Below are 15075 nucleotides of genomic sequence, written 5' to 3' on the forward strand. Positions count from 1 at the left end.
AATATTCTAATGACAAGTACTTTTTTAGAAAAAATTCACTCAATTATACCAACGCTCCCAGCCTTTTTCGTAATATTGCAAAATGGGATGTGTCGCCAATTGATTGATATTCACGGGCACTGCGCTCATATCTGATGGAAAATCAAATAATTGTGGAAGCATAGCCTGATTCAAGAAGCGATAATCCAAAGCAGCTAGTTGGATAGCGCTAGTATTAAGTTGTTGGCGTGAGGCCATCACAAAACCCCACTCTCCAAAACTTGGCACATGCACATGATAAGGCACACTAAACCAAGACTCAGGAATCGAGTCATTTTTTCCAGCCGCCTGCATCGTAGCGGCAACACACCAGAAAGCTTCGCGTGAATATAAAGGTGAGGTAGCTTGCGCCGCCATAATACCTTGCTGCGATAAATGCTGTTTGATCAGACTATAAAATGGCACGCTATAAAGGCGCGACAAACTAATATTATTGGGGTCAGGCAAATCAATAAAAATGGCATCATAAAGCTGGTTATTAGTCTCCAAAAACTTCCATGCATCTTGATTCACAATCTGAACCCGTGGATTGCGGAGAGCATTTTGATTAAGAGGTCGCAATAAAGCATTATTTTTAAAGAGCTCAGTGACCGTAGGATCAAGGTCAACAATTGTAATCTGCTTTACACTCGCGTAGCGCAATAACTCCCGAGCAGCCAAACCATCACCCCCCCCTAAAATTAAGATATTTTCTGGCTGACGCAGTAAGCCCATGACAGGATGAATTAAAGTTTCGTGGTAGCGATATTCATCAAAACTATCAAACTGCAAAGCACCATTAATATAAAACCTTAAACGCTCTCCTCGGCGTGTGAGAATTAAACGCTGATGAAAATGAGTATCTTGAGCATAAATAATTTCATCTTGATAAAGTTTATGCTCAAGTTGCGAGGTAAAGCGTGAGGATTGAGCCATCCCTACTAACAATAATGCAGTCAACACTAAGGCGCCTAGGCTGAGCCATTGCCCTGAGCGAATTTCACCTCGAAAGACATATAAAGCCAATAAGGCCACACCAACATTCAAGAGTGCCGTAAAAAATCCAGTTTCTAACAATCCTAATTGTGGCACTAGCACCAAAGGAAATAATAATGCGGCTAATAGCGCACCGATATAATCGGCTGTGAATACATTCGACACATTCAGCTTTAGGGAAAAGTGCTCTTGCAAAATACGGATAATTAAGGGGATCTCAATACCTAGTAGAGCTCCTTGTAGAAAAACCAAAACAAATAATAAGGGTGAATAATTATCTAGAATAGCAAAGGCAAAAAATAAAACTGGCGCAGAAAAACCTCCCAATACTGCAATCAGCAATTGCAAGGTAACAAATAAGCGTGGCAATTCATTTTCAAAAAAACGCGACCACCATGCACCTACGCCCATGGAGCTCATGAATAAACCGATGACTAAAGAAAACTGATAAACTGAATCACCCAGCAAATAGCTTGATAGCGTACCGGCTAATAACTCATAAATCAGGCCACATATCGCAATAACAAAAGCAGCCATTAATAACGCTAATTGCTGTTGGCGTTGTAGACGACTCCCTACTGACGCGCCTTCACTTTCCACAGGGCTAGACATAAATAATCAATAGCACCTAACGAATCGCTGAGGAGTAGATCATCCCTAAGGCAATTATAACCGCTGCTACTACAATAGCGACGGCGGTATTATTTTCCTCAACAATTTTCTTTTCTAAAGGAAAAGGACGAATCCATTCCAATAAAAAAATGGTAAAGACAAATAATCCCATCCCAATTGCGCCATACACAAGGCTTGAAACAATACTGCTCATGGATAAATCTGCCATCTTTATTTTCCTTCATGAATCTTGAAATTATTTACCTGAATTGTAACCACCAGAGCTACTACTACCACCATTACTGCCCGATCGAACACTACTAGCACGCTCAAACTCCGTGTCCTGCATTCCGACATTTCGATAGGTTAAATAAGCCGCCCCTATCGTGAGAATGGTGAAGCATATAGCCATGTAACGTGCCATTATAGTTAGCCTTATGACCTTTTATTAATCATCCATTACAGCATTCCAGCGCTTTGTCTCAAATCGCCAACGACGCCATGGGTAAAGCAAGATACCGAGTAAAGCCAATATTAATAGGGCGAAGAAATAACGTTTGCCCACAAACCCTTCATAAACTTTCACACTGACTACACCGGTAGGACGCGTGCTAGACTCATTAACACCGCCCTCAGGAGCTTCGATTATTAGGGTATATTGCCCTGCTTCCGGGACTTTAAATAAAGCTCTTGCCTCGCGACTGCCCTCTGACCAGCTCTCGCCATCTTCATAGCCTTCGTAATACGAGACTTCTTTACCAATCGAATAAATCTCTGTATTACCTTTCAGCAAAGTCACTTCAAAGAACATCCACGCATTGCGTAAAGTGGTATCTAGATTAAGCGCCACCAAGCGATTAGCATTGTTAATCGTGAAGGTTGTGGTTTGAGGCGTATTTTTTAATTCAGCAAGATCAAAACTACCGTGATAAACCTCGCGCCCACTAAACAAAAGCCAAATGACCAACACCACCATCAATGCTAAGAGTGCAAACGGCGTACTGACTTTACTCAGTGCTTGTAGCCAAGGTGCATGAAATGGCTGAGCCGGATGAATATCACTAGGTTGATCAATCGTCTGATCCGTGAGTTTAAAACTCTTATAGACCAACTCAGGCTCTAGATACTCCCCCACATAAACCTCGCTTTCTTCCGCACTAAACTCTGCGCTCAGAAATAATGGGGGTGCAATCGCTTCGGCTATACGATTCTTATCACCTACTTTAGCCTTCCACGTCAGCTCGCCAGCCACATAAGTGATGGTTGCTTCGTAATATTCATAAATACGAAAAACTTGCTGATCCTTGCCCTGCACCAAGTCTTTGATCGATTTAGCTTGTAACTGATGCGGCAAATAAGCGCGGGTCCGACGTGCAAAGGTAAAATGACCATGATCATAAGTAAGCCAAGCATAACCATGCGTTGGCGAAAACAATAGTAAATCGACCCAATAGGTTTCCGCAAAGCGCCCGACCATACCAATAATAGTAAAGTCAACCTCTTTCAGTCGCCCTTGCATACCGATCTCAAGAGGACAAGTCGGCTTTTGTTGATTCTTAAATTGAGCCAAGACGGCATATTCTTGCTGCACATCCATAATTGTGCCGCAGTACTGACAATTTAGGGTGAGAATTTTGTGCCCGCCGCCATGCAATTGCAGAGGAGCACCGCAAGCGGTACAACGAATACTGCGCAGTTTAGGCTTTTCACTCATAAAGCAGCCTTAATTTCAAAAGGATCAATCCAAGAGCCTTGATAAGCACTAGGTTTGCCTTCCATTGGATATTCAAGTGTCACTAAGGCGCTGTTATTGCCAGACAAATGCAAATAAATCATTTTATCGTCTGGAAAAATAGCTTCTGGCAACTCGCCCTTAATCCCCTCACAGCGCGCGATATTCTTTTCGGTTATTTCCCATTCTTGCTGGCGTTGTTTAATCGTTTGTCCTACTTGCACTTCGCGTAGATTAGGAAAAGGATCAATCCACTCCATAGGCGACTCAAAAGCAAAATCCCCTTCATCCACACTCAACCAACGCCCCATCCCTGTGCTATCGATCACCCACCATTCATCCCAAAAGCCACCTTTGTAGGTATAACGCACCTGACCAACAGGGGTATACGTCAATTTTTGATAAGTAAAAGGCGTGCGTAATTGCAAAAGGCTGGGCATATCCGCTAATACAGAAGCCTTTCCCGCTAAGCGTACCGCTTCATCTTCGAGGAAAATCGTAGAGCCGCAGTGTGCACAAACCGTTAATTTGCTAAAACGGAAATGGACAGGAAGCAAGTTACCGCATTGCGGACAGTTGTGTGTTTTTGGCTTCATATTAGACTGTTATTAGTATCAATTCTAACTAAGCGCAAGTGTAGCACGCTTAGTGAAGCATTTAAAATTTAACCAGCTTTGCCTAAGCTGCCGTACAGATTATTACAGCAGCTTGGTTGAGGACTTAGAAATGCACTGATGCGCTGGGTTTAGCAGCTTCAGCTTGAATGCCTAAACGCGCAAATAATTGCATATCGTGGTTTTCGCTAGGATTATCGGTAGTCAATAAGCGATCACCATAGAACATCGAATTAGCACCTGCGAAAAAACACAATGCCTGCATTTCATCGCTCATCTCGGTACGTCCCGCTGATAAACGCACATAGGATTTAGGCATTAAAATACGGGCAACCGCGACCGTGCGCACAAATTCTAAAGGATCCAGTTTGTCCGTACCGGCTAAAGGCGTTCCCTCAATCCGCACCAGATCATTAATGGGCACAGATTCAGGGTGATGCTTCATATTAGCAAGTTGTTGTAAGAGCCGCGCACGATCCTGACGCGATTCGCCTAAACCTAAAATGCCACCGGAACAAACATTGATCCCTGCATTGCGGACATGCTCAATGGTATCTAAACGATCTTGATAAGTGCGCGTGCTAATCACATTGCCATAAAATTCAGGCGAGGTATCCAAATTATGGTTGTAGTAATCCAAACCCGCTTCGCGTAGACGTTCCGCCTGCTTGTCGGTTAACATGCCTAAGGTCACACAGGTTTCCATGCCGAGACCTTTGACAGCTTGAACCATTTCCACGACACGGTCTAAATTTTTATCGGTAGGATTGCGCCATGCGGCCCCCATACAAAAGCGGGTCGCGCCTTGGCCTTGCGCCGTTTTAGCGGCCTCTATCACCTCTGACAAGGGCAATAAACGCTCACGCTCTAGCGCGGTATCATATTTCGAACTTTGTGAGCAATAGCCACAGTCCTCAGGGCAAGCGCCCGTTTTAATACTCAGTAAGGTACTGATTTGGACTTGGTTAGCAGGAAAATTAGCGCGATGAACTTGCTGTGCTTGAAATAATAGATCGTTAAAAGGTAAAGCTAGCAGCGTATTAATTTCAGATACCTGCCAGTCATGGCGTAATTCAGTCACAGGCAACCTCATTTGTGGGGTTCAACATCGAGCCAGGTTTCGCGATTCACTTTCAAAATTTGCATGACTGCGAAAGGAATAATAAAAACGGCACAAACAATCCAAGTCGCCAGCCAGTGATTCAGGAAGAAGTCCCCTGGCGCAAAGGTCAACACCGGAATCAATAGGCCTGCTAAGGCATAATACTGGTAAGCACCAACTTGAGTATAATAGCCCACCCTTGCATTCGGGTGATGGCGCAACATAGCATAAACAAACATAGATGCACCAAACCACAGAATAAATAGCGGAAAAGGTATTAATACCGCTGCAATATTGCCGTAGTAAAAGATTTTTGCGGCCTTGCGAGAGCTAGCTGCAGGAATAACGCCGGTATTCGAAGAAGCTTCCGTGGTCATAGGATTGCCCAGTTAAAAACAACCTGTCAGTCTAATAGCACAACGCTGACTGTCAATGCGTTTCATCAAATCATACCACAATAAAAAAGCCGGATTAAAACCGGCTTTTTTAATAAGCAATACGACAAGAATGAATTACTTAGCTGCTGGAGCTTCTTCTTGGTGTTCGCCTTTACCGCCGACCAATGACACATAGGCCATAGGCGCGTTATCGCCTGCACGGAATCCACACTTAATAATGCGCAAATAACCGCCCGGACGCGATTGATAGCGCGGACCTAAATCGGTGAACAATTTCGCAACCACTTCATCGTCACGTAAACGAGCAAAAGCGATACGGCGATTGTGCACAGAATCTTGTTTAGCACGAGTAATTAATGGCTCAGCTACACGGCGTAACTCTTTTGCTTTTGGCAAAGTGGTTTTAATCGCTTCATAGCGGAGTAGTGAGTTGGTCAGACTCTGCAACAGCGCCTTACGATGGCTGCTATTACGACTTAATTGACGACCAATATTACGATGACGCATGTTAAAAATCCTTCCAAACTAGGATAACCAGAGGTTAGCCTACTTTACTGTCTTTATGATCGAGACCGGCAGGCGGCCAGTTTTCCAGCTTGGTACCAAGTGTCAAGCCATGAGAAGCCAGTACATCTTTGATCTCGGTCAAAGACTTCTTGCCTAGGTTCGGGGTTTTTAGAAGCTCGGTTTCGGTGCGTTGTACCAGATCGCCAATATAGAATAAATTCTCAGCTTTCAAGCAGTTAGCAGAACGAACCGTCAACTCTAAATCATCCACCGGACGCAGCAGCACTGGATCAACTTCAGGCTGGTTATCAACGTATTTCACCGGCTCTTCAATGCGCAGATCAAAGAATACCGCGAGCTGTTGTTGTAGAATCTGAGCTGCCATGCTAATAGCATTTTCAGCATCTACCGAGCCATTCGTTTCAATTTCAACAATTAGCTTATCCATGTCAGTACGTTGTTCAACACGCGCACTGTCTACGTTATAAGCAACACGAATGATAGGGCTATAGCTTGCATCTAATACCAAAGTACCTAATGGTAACTCTGGTGAATCAGGGCCACGACGAGTAGCAGCTGGTTGATAACCACGGCCACTCGTAATGGTTAAGCTCATTTCTAACTCAGCATCATCTTTGGTTAGATGCGCGATAACATAGTTTGGATTAATGATTTCGACATCATGATCCAATTCAATGTCAGCCGCCGTGACAACACCCTTACCTTTTTTCTTCAAGGTTACAGTCGCTTCGTCACGTGCATTTAAACGCACTGCTAACTTTTTCAGATTCAGCAGAATTTCTACTACATCTTCTTGTACACCTTCAATAGAAGTGTACTCATGCACAACGCCAGCAATCTGAACTTCAGTGATGGCACTGCCTGCAATAGAAGACAACAGAATACGGCGCAACGCATTACCCAGCGTATGTCCGAAACCGCGCTCAAGTGGCTCAAGAGTAATCCGAGATGTATTTAATCCCAGCTCCTGCACCTGCACATTGCGAGGCTTCAATAAATCATTCATTTTTGAGGTCATGCTCGTCCCTGTAATCGTTTATGAATCAGACCAATGATTACTTAGAATACAATTCCACAATCAACGATTCATTAATTTCAGCCGGTAAATCAGAACGGTCTGGTACAGCTTTGTACGTGCCTTCTAACTTTTTAGAATCCACCGATACCCAAGACGGCAGCCCCATTTGCTCGGCAACCGCCATAGCATCTTGAATACGCGCTTGTTTCTTGGCTTTTTCACGTACTGAAATCAAATCGCCAGCCTTCACTTGATAAGAAGGAATATTAACGCTTTGACCGTTGACCAAAATCGCTTTATGGCTTACGAGCTGACGTGCTTCCGCGCGCGTTGCCGCAAAACCCATACGATAAACAACGTTATCTAAACGGTTTTCCAATAAACGCAACAAGTTCTCACCGGTTGAGCCTTTAGCTTGTGCCGCTTTCTTGAAATAGTTACGGAATTGGCGTTCTAACACACCATAAATACGGCGTGCTTTTTGCTTTTCACGTAACTGAACGCCATAGTCAGATAAACGACCACGACCTTCACCATGCTGACCGGGTTTTTTATCTAACTTACATTTTTTCTCAATAGAGCGACCGCGGCTCTTTAGAAAAAGGTCTGTACCTTCACGTCTGCTTAGTTTGCAGGTAGGTCCAACATATCTTGCCATGATTAACTGCTCCTACACACGACGCTTTTTCGGCGGACGGCAACCATTATGTGGAATGGGCGTCACATCGGTAATATTGGTGATCTTATAACCTGCATTGTGCAAAGCACGAATGGCAGATTCTCGACCAGGACCAGGACCTTTTACTTCCACGTCCAAGTTCTTCAAACCATATTCTTTCGCAGCGGTGCCAGCACGCTCTGCTGCTACTTGCGCAGCAAAAGGTGTACTTTTACGAGAGCCGCGAAAACCAGAGCCACCTGAAGTCGCCCATGCTAAAGCATTACCTTGGCGATCCGTGATGGTGACGATGGTGTTATTAAAAGAAGCATTGATGTGTGCAACGCCGTCAGTAACCGTTTTTCTGACTTTTTTACGGACAACAGAGGCGCCTTTTTTAGTCGTAGGCTGCTTTGCCATAAATTAACTACCTGAATTATTTACGAATTGGACGACGCGGACCTTTACGGGTACGAGCGTTAGTTTTACTGCGTTGACCGCGCACTGGTAATCCACGTCTGTGGCGGATACCACGATAGCAGCCCATATCCATCAAACGCTTGATGTTCATGGAAACTTCACGACGCAAATCGCCTTCAACTAAAAACTTAGCGACTTCTGTGCGAATACGCTCAACTTCGTCTTCAGATAGATCACGAATTTTGGTTTGGGGCTGAATACCAGCCGCTTTGCAAATGTCACTAGAACGTGGGCGCCCAATACCATAAATGGATGTTAAGCCAATAACCACATGCTTGTTTACAGGAAGATTGATACCCGCAATACGAGCCATTAATAATTTCTCCAGATTCTCGGAAAAGTCGGCGATTATGCCTACCTTTCGTTTATTTATCAACAAATAACCTCTGACAATGCAGAGGTTATTTAAGGTCTCTTACCTAACCAAGTAAGAAACAATCTGTTTTCTAGCATTAACCCTGACGTTGTTTATGACGTGGGTCAGTACAGATAACACGAACAATACCATTACGACGGATAACCCGGCAGTGACGGCATAATTTTTTAACTGAAGCTCTAACCTTCATGACAACCTCTTCAATTTATCGGTCAACGCGTCGCATCAGAGCGAGACGTTTTGAAATTGGCTTTCTTCATAAGCCCTTCATACTGATGCGACATCATGTGCGCTTGTAATTGGGCTAGAAAATCCATTACCACAACTACAATAATCAGCAATGAAGTACCGCCAAATGCGAAAGGCACATGCCATACCAGAATTAAAAACTCAGGTAATAAACATACTAGAGTGATGTAGATCGCCCCAACAGCGGTCAGGCGTGTCATCACACCATCAATATATTTTCCTGTTTGTTCACCTGGACGAATGCCTGGGATAAACGCACCTGCTTTTTTCAAATTGTCAGCTGTCTCACGCGAGTTAAACACCAAAGCAGTATAGAAAAAGCAGAAGAAAATAATCGCAATGGTATATAAAATGACATACACAGGCTGACCGGGTTGTAGCATATTAAAAAAGTTTTTAATAACACCAGAGTTATCTTGGCCACTGAACCAGTGCCCCAAAGTCGCTGGGAACATAATAATACTGGAAGCAAAAATCGGCGGAATAACACCAGCCATATTGAGCTTCAAAGGCAAATGGCTAGACTGCCCTGCATACATTTTGCGGCCTTGTTGCCGATTGGCATAATTAACAGTGATACGGCGTTGACCTCTTTCGACAAAGATAACAAATGCCGTCACTGCAAAAATTAACACCGCAATCAGCAGCACAATCGCCGGTGACAAAGCACCTGTATTGACTAATTCTAAGGTACCACCAATCGCTGCGGGCAAACCAGCCACAATACCCGCAAAAATCAGAACAGAAATACCATTACCGATACCGCGCTCGGTGATTTGTTCACCCAGCCACATTAAGAATAATGTGCCAGTCACCAAAGTAATCACCGTGGTTAGTACAAAGCCATAACCGGGTTGTAATGCGACTGTCTGGCCACCATAATTTTGGCTACCCAAAGCAACTGCAATACCCACCCCTTGAAAAATGGCCAAAGCCACTGTGCCATAACGCGTGTATTGAGTGATCTTACGGCGACCTGCCTCACCATCTTTCTTTAACTGCTCTAAAGCCGGAACGATGGTGGTCATTAACTGAACAATAATCGACGCCGAAATATAAGGCATGATGCCAAGCGCAAACACACTGAAGCGCTCTAAAGCGCCACCAGAAAACATGTTAAAAACGCCTAATATGGTTCCAGTGTTCTGTTTGAAAAATTCATTCATAACCACTGGGTTTACCCCGGGAACAGGAATATAACTCCCAACCCGATAGACCACCAAAGCTAATAGCACAAACAGCAAACGATTCCGAATCTCGGCAATATTGCCGAAATTACCAAATGATGCTGAGGCTGAAGGGGATTTTGCCATGGCTAATTATTACGCCTCGATTTTGCCACCAGCGGCTTCAATCGCTTCACGCGCACCTTTAGTAACGCCTAAGCCCTGAACAGTAACAGCTTTGCTGACTTTGCCAGACAAAATAATTTTAGCTTGTAAAGTACGAGCATCAATGACACCCGCTTCTTTTAAAGCAGCCAATGTAATGGTACCTTCAACTTTTGCTAACTCATCTAAACGCACTTCTGCAGTACGACGACCGATACGTGAGCTAAAACCCATTTTCGGCAAACGACGTTGCATCGGCATCTGACCGCCTTCGAAACCCACTTTATGGAAGCCGCCAGCGCGTGAATGTTGACCTTTATGACCACGGCCTGCTGTTTTGCCTAAGCCTGAGCCAATACCACGACCAACACGAGTTGCTGCTTTACGACTACCAATCGCAGGCTGTAGAGTATTCAATTTCATATTAAGCTTCCTCTACTTTCAGCATGTAAGAAATCTTATTAATCATGCCACGATTTTCAGGTGTGTCGTTCACAACTACTGGGCTATGCATACGACGAATACCGAGACCACTTGCACATGCTTTATGACCTCTTAAGCGACCATTTAAACTACGCACGAGGGTCAGTTTAACTTGTTTAGCGCCAGCCATGGATTACCCCTTAATTTCTTCAACCGTCTTGCCGCGCTTAGCTGCAATCATCTCAGGATCTTGCATTTTTGCTAAACCTTCAATAGTTGCACGAACCACGTTGCCGGGGTTACGGGTACCAATGCACTTAGACAAAACGTTACGTACACCCGCTACTTCTAATACTGCACGCATTGCACCACCTGCAATAACACCAGTACCTTCAGAAGCAGGACGCATATAAACACGTGCAGCACCGGTAGAGTGCTGAATTGGGTATTGCAAAGTGCCATCGACTAAGGCGATTTTCACCATGCTTTTGCGGGCTTGTTCCATAGCTTTTTGAATAGCCGCTGGGACTTCGCGCGCCTTACCATAACCGAAACCTACTTTACCTTTACCATCACCAACCACTGTTAATGCGGTAAAGCTAAAAATCCGGCCACCTTTCACGACTTTAGAAACGCGGTTTACATGAACCAGCTTTTCCTGCATACCATCGGTAGGTGTTGATGTATTTTCTGCTTTTGCCATTACTTAAAACCTTAACCGTTAGAATTGCAGGCCTGCTTCACGCGCAGCATCAGCTAACGCCTTGATACGGCCATGATATTTAAAACCAGAACGATCAAATGCTACTGTTTCTACACCCTTTTCACGAGCACGTTCGGCAACTAACTTGCCAATCGCAGCAGCCGCTTCAACATTACCTGAATATTTCAGGCTATCACGTACTGCTTTCTCAACCGTAGAGGCTGAAGCAATAACAGTATTGCCTTCTGGAGATATAATCTGAGCATACATATGACGTGGAGTGCGATGTACAGTCAGACGTGTCACTTTCAATTCGCGCATCTTAGCACGTGAGCGAGTGCTACGGCGAAGACGACTGGTATTTTTGTCCATTTCTGCCACCTTACTTCTTCTTGGCTTCTTTGCGCAGGATAGTTTCATCCGAATACTTCACACCCTTACCTTTGTAAGGCTCGGGCGGACGATAAGAACGGATGTCTGCTGCAACTTGACCAACACGGTGCTTATCAACACCACGCACAATAATTTCAGTTTGGCTTGGTGTTTCTACCGTAATACCGGCTGGCACGTCGTAAACGACTGGGTGAGAAAAACCGAGCGATAGGTTTAATTTGGCACCTTGTGCTTGCGCACGATAACCAACACCAACTAGCTGTAATTTTTTCTCGAAACCTTCGGATACCCCTTTTACCATGTTCAACAAGGTAGCTTGGGTAGTACCGGCTTGCGCCCAACCATCTTCTGCATTTTCAGCAGGACGGAAGTAGATAACATTGTCTTCTTGAGCGACTTCAACAGATTTGTTTAGGGTATAGCTTAGTGAGCCTTTACTACCCTTAACTTGCAACTGTTGACCGTCCAGTTTTACCTCAACCCCCTTAGGGAGATGCAGGCCTTTTTTTGCAATACGTGACATAACAATCGCCTACCTTACTCGACCGTACAGAGGACTTCACCGCCCTGACCTGCTGCACGCGCGGCACGATCACTCATGACACCCGCAGAAGTCGAGACGATAGCAACACCATAACCACCCATCACACTCGGTAGCTCATCTTTGCCACGGAATACACGTAAACCGGGACGGCTCGTGCGTGAAATACGGCTAATAACTGGCTTGCCTTGGAAATATTTCAGGATTACGTTGATAACTGGTTTACCAGCATTATCATCAACTTCGTAGCCTTGAATAAAACCTTCCGCTGCCAGTACGTCTAAAATAGCTTTCTTCTGCTTAGAGGCAGGAAAAGATACTTTTGCTTTACTTGCATTTTGGCCATTGCGGATACGAGTCAGCATATCGGCAATAGGATCACTCATACTCATGATTTAATTTCCTTTTTACCAGCTAGACTTCGTTAAACCCGGAACGTCACCGCGCATTGCTGCTTCACGTAGCTTATTACGTGATAAACCGAATTTGCGATAAACGCCATGTGGGCGGCCTGTTAAATTGCAGCGACGTTGTCTACGCACTGGACTACTATCACGTGGCAATTTTTGTAATGCTGTGCTTGCAGCCATCACTTGCTCATAAGAACTTGCTGGACTAGCAATAATTTTTTTCAGCTCAGCACGCTTTGCTGCATACTTTTCTGCTGCTTCTGCACGCTTAGTTTCACGTGCGATCATGGAAGTTTTTGCCATGAAAAATTCCTCGTTACTGTCTGAAAGGGAACTTAAACGCTTCTAGAAGCGCACGTCCCTCTTCATCAGTTTTAGCTGTAGTGGTAATGGTGATATTCATACCGCGTAAGGTATCAATTTTGTCATAATCAATTTCTGGGAAAATGATTTGCTCTTTAACACCCATGTTGTAGTTACCACTACCATCAAATGCTCTCGGATTTAAACCGCGAAAGTCACGGATACGAGGAATGGAGATGTTAATTAACTTATCCAAAAACTCATACATATGTTCACGACGCAAGGTTACCATGCAACCAATGGGCCAGTTATCACGAATTTTAAAGCCTGCAATCGATTTGCGGCTTAGCGTCACTACTGGCTTCTGACCTGCAATTTTGGTCATATCATTGACAGCGTGCTCAATAATTTTTTTGTCGCCAACCGCTTCACCTAAACCCATGTTTAGCGTGATTTTTGTGATGCGCGGGATTTCCATCACATTTTTTAGACCGAGCTTTTGTTGTAATTCTTTTACAACAGTTTCACGGTAATATTTCTGTAACCTTGCCATGAATAATAATACCTATTAAGCGTCTACGCGCTCACCGTTGGATTTAAAGACACGGACCTTCTTGCCGTCTTCCAGGAGCTTGAATCCAACCCGATCACCTTTGCCGGTGGTACGGTTGACCAACATTACATTGGATACATCTAATGGCATTTCTTTTTCAATCACGCCACCTTGAATCCCTGCTGTTGGATTTGGCTTTTGGTGTTTCTTAACAACATTCACACCTTTAACCAAAACTTTTCCATTCGCTAGAACCTGCATAACCGTGCCACGACGACCTTTGTCTTTACCGGTGATGAGGACAACTTCATCGTTTTTACGAATCTTACGCATTGCTATTTACCTACTTTAATCGCTGTAAGTTTTAAAGCACTTCAGGTGCTAGAGAAATGATTTTCATAAAACGATCGCCGCGCAGTTCACGAGTTACTGGCCCGAAGATACGTGTACCGATAGGCTCTAACTTGTTGTTGAGCAATACGGCAGCATTCGTATCAAAACGAATCACAGAACCATCACCACGACGAATACCTTTTGCAGTACGCACGATTACCGCGTTATAAACATCGCCTTTCTTAACTTTGCCACGAGGAATCGCATCACGGATACTTACCTTAATGACATCACCAATACTGGCATAACGACGGTGCGAACCGCCTAAAACCTTGATACACATAACTTTACGTGCACCACTATTATCTGCAACTTGCAGAACAGATTGCATCTGGATCATAAATCAGTCTCCGTCTCCAGGATTAGCTGGCTGCACGCTCAACAACTTTAATCAATGTCCAGTGCTTGCTTTTGGACAGAGGACGACATTCCTTGAAAGTAACGGTATCGCCTACCTTGCCTTCATTGTTTTCGTCATGCACATGGTATTTTTTAGAACTCTTAATGAACTTCCCATAGACAGGATGTTGCACTTGACGCTCTAACAAAACTACAACCGTTTTGTCCATTTTGTCGCTGACGACGCGTCCCATCAAACTACGTTCGACTTTAACTTCTTCGCTCATCTTTACTTACCTGCGACTTGCTTTTCAGACAACACGGTTTTAATACGTGCGATCTCGCGACGTACACGTTTCACTTCCGAAGGGCGTGATAACTGGCCAGCAGCTTGCTGCATACGCAACTTAAACTGCTCCTTATAGTTTTCAGTCAATTCAGTCGCTAATTCAGCTTCTGACTTATTACGTAAATCGGCTGCTTTCATCACATCACCTGACGGGAAACAAAGGCGGTTTTAAAGGGCAGTTTAGCAGCAGCTAGCTTAAATGCTTGGCGTGCTGACTCTTCACTGATGCCTTGGATTTCGTAAAGGACTTTACCCGGTTGAATTAAGGCTACCCAATATTCAACGTTACCTTTACCTTTACCCATCCGCACTTCTAAAGGTTTTTTACTAATTGGCTTGTCAGGGAATACACGAATCCACAACTTACCACCACGACGTACTTCACGATTAATCGCACGGCGTGCTGACTCAATTTGACGCGCTGTCATACGACCACGCTCAAGTGATTTCAGGCCATACTCACCGAAGCTTACTTCATTACCTGCTTGTGCAAGACCACGGTTGCGGCCTTTATGCATTTTGCGGAATTTGGTTCTTTTAGGCTGTAACATCTCAA

General features: G+C 44.3%; 27 protein-coding genes. All 27 read right to left on the bottom strand.

Features of this window, described 5'->3' with window-relative positions:
* Window positions 1-39: 39 nt before the first annotated feature.
* Window positions 40-1626, bottom strand: coding sequence for a polyamine aminopropyltransferase (locus tag A3IE_RS19740; RefSeq protein WP_020394085.1), 1587 nt, complete (start codon window positions 1624-1626; stop codon window positions 40-42).
* A gap of 16 nt (window positions 1627-1642) precedes the next feature.
* On the bottom strand, window positions 1643-1855 hold the full coding sequence (locus A3IE_RS0102905; protein ID WP_020394086.1) for a DUF350 domain-containing protein: 213 nt from the start codon (window positions 1853-1855) through the stop codon (window positions 1643-1645).
* Between the two features lie 27 nt (window positions 1856-1882).
* Entirely contained in the window at window positions 1883-2038 is a 156-nt protein-coding gene (locus A3IE_RS22810; protein WP_169333047.1) for a hypothetical protein, read from the bottom strand.
* A gap of 36 nt (window positions 2039-2074) precedes the next feature.
* Window positions 2075-3340: a DUF4178 domain-containing protein gene (locus A3IE_RS0102915; protein WP_020394088.1), complete on the bottom strand. Its 1266-nt coding sequence runs from the start codon at window positions 3338-3340 to the stop codon at window positions 2075-2077.
* A complete protein-coding gene (locus tag A3IE_RS0102920) occupies window positions 3337-3954 on the bottom strand; it encodes a DUF4178 domain-containing protein (protein ID WP_020394089.1) in 618 nt (205 codons plus the stop codon). Before A3IE_RS0102920 ends, A3IE_RS0102915 begins: the two co-directional genes overlap by 4 nt.
* A 124-nt stretch (window positions 3955-4078) precedes the next feature.
* Entirely contained in the window at window positions 4079-5053 is a 975-nt protein-coding gene (bioB, locus tag A3IE_RS0102925) for a biotin synthase BioB (protein WP_020394090.1), read from the bottom strand.
* 8 nt (window positions 5054-5061) lie between these two features.
* The gene (locus A3IE_RS0102930; RefSeq protein ID WP_020394091.1) at window positions 5062-5451 is read right to left on the bottom strand and encodes a hypothetical protein; all 390 of its coding nucleotides are present in this window, start codon (window positions 5449-5451) and stop codon (window positions 5062-5064) included.
* Between the two features lie 135 nt (window positions 5452-5586).
* Window positions 5587-5979, bottom strand: coding sequence for a 50S ribosomal protein L17 (gene rplQ / locus A3IE_RS0102935; protein WP_020394092.1), 393 nt, complete (start codon window positions 5977-5979; stop codon window positions 5587-5589).
* A 34-nt stretch (window positions 5980-6013) separates the two neighbouring features.
* Entirely contained in the window at window positions 6014-7018 is a 1005-nt protein-coding gene (locus A3IE_RS0102940; protein ID WP_026154750.1) for a DNA-directed RNA polymerase subunit alpha, read from the bottom strand.
* 37 nt (window positions 7019-7055) lie between these two features.
* Window positions 7056-7676: a 30S ribosomal protein S4 gene (gene rpsD / locus A3IE_RS0102945; RefSeq protein WP_020394094.1), complete on the bottom strand. Its 621-nt coding sequence runs from the start codon at window positions 7674-7676 to the stop codon at window positions 7056-7058.
* Between the two features lie 12 nt (window positions 7677-7688).
* The gene (gene rpsK, locus A3IE_RS0102950; protein WP_020394095.1) at window positions 7689-8096 is read right to left on the bottom strand and encodes a 30S ribosomal protein S11; all 408 of its coding nucleotides are present in this window, start codon (window positions 8094-8096) and stop codon (window positions 7689-7691) included.
* A gap of 16 nt (window positions 8097-8112) precedes the next feature.
* Entirely contained in the window at window positions 8113-8469 is a 357-nt protein-coding gene (gene rpsM / locus A3IE_RS0102955; protein ID WP_020394096.1) for a 30S ribosomal protein S13, read from the bottom strand.
* A gap of 139 nt (window positions 8470-8608) precedes the next feature.
* Complete coding sequence (gene rpmJ, locus A3IE_RS22400) at window positions 8609-8722, bottom strand: 50S ribosomal protein L36 (protein WP_083900567.1); 114 nt, start codon at window positions 8720-8722, stop codon at window positions 8609-8611.
* Between the two features lie 22 nt (window positions 8723-8744).
* Window positions 8745-10094, bottom strand: a complete 1350-nt coding sequence (secY, locus tag A3IE_RS0102960; protein WP_020394097.1) for a preprotein translocase subunit SecY — start codon at window positions 10092-10094, stop codon at window positions 8745-8747.
* A gap of 9 nt (window positions 10095-10103) precedes the next feature.
* Window positions 10104-10535 (bottom strand): 50S ribosomal protein L15, encoded by a 432-nt coding sequence (gene rplO, locus A3IE_RS0102965; RefSeq protein ID WP_020394098.1) that lies wholly within the window; start codon window positions 10533-10535, stop codon window positions 10104-10106.
* Between the two features lies 1 nt (window position 10536).
* The gene (gene rpmD / locus A3IE_RS0102970) at window positions 10537-10725 is read right to left on the bottom strand and encodes a 50S ribosomal protein L30 (RefSeq protein WP_020394099.1); all 189 of its coding nucleotides are present in this window, start codon (window positions 10723-10725) and stop codon (window positions 10537-10539) included.
* A gap of 3 nt (window positions 10726-10728) precedes the next feature.
* Window positions 10729-11238, bottom strand: a complete 510-nt coding sequence (gene rpsE, locus A3IE_RS0102975) for a 30S ribosomal protein S5 (RefSeq protein ID WP_020394100.1) — start codon at window positions 11236-11238, stop codon at window positions 10729-10731.
* An 18-nt stretch (window positions 11239-11256) separates the two neighbouring features.
* Entirely contained in the window at window positions 11257-11610 is a 354-nt protein-coding gene (gene rplR / locus A3IE_RS0102980; RefSeq protein WP_020394101.1) for a 50S ribosomal protein L18, read from the bottom strand.
* Window positions 11611-11620: 10 nt separating this feature from the next.
* Window positions 11621-12154, bottom strand: a complete 534-nt coding sequence (gene rplF / locus A3IE_RS0102985; protein WP_020394102.1) for a 50S ribosomal protein L6 — start codon at window positions 12152-12154, stop codon at window positions 11621-11623.
* A gap of 14 nt (window positions 12155-12168) precedes the next feature.
* Complete coding sequence (rpsH, locus tag A3IE_RS0102990; protein ID WP_020394103.1) at window positions 12169-12564, bottom strand: 30S ribosomal protein S8; 396 nt, start codon at window positions 12562-12564, stop codon at window positions 12169-12171.
* Window positions 12565-12579: 15 nt separating this feature from the next.
* Window positions 12580-12885 (bottom strand): 30S ribosomal protein S14, encoded by a 306-nt coding sequence (gene rpsN / locus A3IE_RS0102995; protein WP_020394104.1) that lies wholly within the window; start codon window positions 12883-12885, stop codon window positions 12580-12582.
* Between the two features lie 13 nt (window positions 12886-12898).
* On the bottom strand, window positions 12899-13438 hold the full coding sequence (rplE, locus tag A3IE_RS0103000; protein ID WP_020394105.1) for a 50S ribosomal protein L5: 540 nt from the start codon (window positions 13436-13438) through the stop codon (window positions 12899-12901).
* Window positions 13439-13453: 15 nt separating this feature from the next.
* Window positions 13454-13771, bottom strand: a complete 318-nt coding sequence (gene rplX, locus A3IE_RS0103005) for a 50S ribosomal protein L24 (RefSeq protein WP_020394106.1) — start codon at window positions 13769-13771, stop codon at window positions 13454-13456.
* Between the two features lie 31 nt (window positions 13772-13802).
* Window positions 13803-14171 (bottom strand): 50S ribosomal protein L14, encoded by a 369-nt coding sequence (gene rplN / locus A3IE_RS0103010; RefSeq protein WP_020394107.1) that lies wholly within the window; start codon window positions 14169-14171, stop codon window positions 13803-13805.
* 22 nt (window positions 14172-14193) lie between these two features.
* On the bottom strand, window positions 14194-14457 hold the full coding sequence (gene rpsQ / locus A3IE_RS0103015) for a 30S ribosomal protein S17 (protein ID WP_020394108.1): 264 nt from the start codon (window positions 14455-14457) through the stop codon (window positions 14194-14196).
* Between the two features lie 2 nt (window positions 14458-14459).
* Complete coding sequence (rpmC, locus tag A3IE_RS0103020; protein WP_020394109.1) at window positions 14460-14657, bottom strand: 50S ribosomal protein L29; 198 nt, start codon at window positions 14655-14657, stop codon at window positions 14460-14462.
* Window positions 14657-15070: a 50S ribosomal protein L16 gene (rplP, locus tag A3IE_RS0103025; RefSeq protein WP_020394110.1), complete on the bottom strand. Its 414-nt coding sequence runs from the start codon at window positions 15068-15070 to the stop codon at window positions 14657-14659. Before rplP ends, rpmC begins: the two co-directional genes overlap by 1 nt.
* Window positions 15071-15075: the final 5 nt, after the last annotated feature.

Origin of the sequence: Thiolinea disciformis DSM 14473 (assembly GCF_000371925.1) — a bacterium.
Lineage (GTDB): Bacteria > Pseudomonadota > Gammaproteobacteria > Thiotrichales > Thiotrichaceae > Thiolinea > Thiolinea disciformis.

Bases quoted from the DNA above. Each gene is read 5' to 3' on its own strand.
- A3IE_RS19740 (WP_020394085.1), bottom strand. From the start codon at position 1,626: ATGTCTAGCCCTGTGGAAAGTGAAGGCGCGTCAGTAGGGAGTCGTCTA.
- A3IE_RS0102905 (WP_020394086.1), bottom strand. From the start codon at position 1,855: ATGGCAGATTTATCCATGAGCAGTATTGTTTCAAGCCTTGTGTATGGC.
- A3IE_RS22810 (WP_169333047.1), bottom strand. From the start codon at position 2,038: ATGGCTATATGCTTCACCATTCTCACGATAGGGGCGGCTTATTTAACC.
- A3IE_RS0102915 (WP_020394088.1), bottom strand. From the start codon at position 3,340: ATGAGTGAAAAGCCTAAACTGCGCAGTATTCGTTGTACCGCTTGCGGT.
- A3IE_RS0102920 (WP_020394089.1), bottom strand. From the start codon at position 3,954: ATGAAGCCAAAAACACACAACTGTCCGCAATGCGGTAACTTGCTTCCT.
- A3IE_RS0102930 (WP_020394091.1), bottom strand. From the start codon at position 5,451: ATGACCACGGAAGCTTCTTCGAATACCGGCGTTATTCCTGCAGCTAGC.
- rplQ (WP_020394092.1), bottom strand. From the start codon at position 5,979: ATGCGTCATCGTAATATTGGTCGTCAATTAAGTCGTAATAGCAGCCAT.
- A3IE_RS0102940 (WP_026154750.1), bottom strand. From the start codon at position 7,018: ATGACCTCAAAAATGAATGATTTATTGAAGCCTCGCAATGTGCAGGTG.
- rpsD (WP_020394094.1), bottom strand. From the start codon at position 7,676: ATGGCAAGATATGTTGGACCTACCTGCAAACTAAGCAGACGTGAAGGT.
- rpsK (WP_020394095.1), bottom strand. From the start codon at position 8,096: ATGGCAAAGCAGCCTACGACTAAAAAAGGCGCCTCTGTTGTCCGTAAA.
- rpsM (WP_020394096.1), bottom strand. From the start codon at position 8,469: ATGGCTCGTATTGCGGGTATCAATCTTCCTGTAAACAAGCATGTGGTT.
- rpmJ (WP_083900567.1), bottom strand. From the start codon at position 8,722: ATGAAGGTTAGAGCTTCAGTTAAAAAATTATGCCGTCACTGCCGGGTT.
- secY (WP_020394097.1), bottom strand. From the start codon at position 10,094: ATGGCAAAATCCCCTTCAGCCTCAGCATCATTTGGTAATTTCGGCAAT.
- rplO (WP_020394098.1), bottom strand. From the start codon at position 10,535: ATGAAATTGAATACTCTACAGCCTGCGATTGGTAGTCGTAAAGCAGCA.
- rpmD (WP_020394099.1), bottom strand. From the start codon at position 10,725: ATGGCTGGCGCTAAACAAGTTAAACTGACCCTCGTGCGTAGTTTAAAT.
- rpsE (WP_020394100.1), bottom strand. From the start codon at position 11,238: ATGGCAAAAGCAGAAAATACATCAACACCTACCGATGGTATGCAGGAA.
- rplR (WP_020394101.1), bottom strand. From the start codon at position 11,610: ATGGACAAAAATACCAGTCGTCTTCGCCGTAGCACTCGCTCACGTGCT.
- rplF (WP_020394102.1), bottom strand. From the start codon at position 12,154: ATGTCACGTATTGCAAAAAAAGGCCTGCATCTCCCTAAGGGGGTTGAG.
- rpsH (WP_020394103.1), bottom strand. From the start codon at position 12,564: ATGAGTATGAGTGATCCTATTGCCGATATGCTGACTCGTATCCGCAAT.
- rpsN (WP_020394104.1), bottom strand. From the start codon at position 12,885: ATGGCAAAAACTTCCATGATCGCACGTGAAACTAAGCGTGCAGAAGCA.
- rplE (WP_020394105.1), bottom strand. From the start codon at position 13,438: ATGGCAAGGTTACAGAAATATTACCGTGAAACTGTTGTAAAAGAATTA.
- rplX (WP_020394106.1), bottom strand. From the start codon at position 13,771: ATGCGTAAGATTCGTAAAAACGATGAAGTTGTCCTCATCACCGGTAAA.
- rplN (WP_020394107.1), bottom strand. From the start codon at position 14,171: ATGATCCAGATGCAATCTGTTCTGCAAGTTGCAGATAATAGTGGTGCA.
- rpsQ (WP_020394108.1), bottom strand. From the start codon at position 14,457: ATGAGCGAAGAAGTTAAAGTCGAACGTAGTTTGATGGGACGCGTCGTC.
- rpmC (WP_020394109.1), bottom strand. From the start codon at position 14,657: ATGAAAGCAGCCGATTTACGTAATAAGTCAGAAGCTGAATTAGCGACT.
- rplP (WP_020394110.1), bottom strand. From the start codon at position 15,070: ATGTTACAGCCTAAAAGAACCAAATTCCGCAAAATGCATAAAGGCCGC.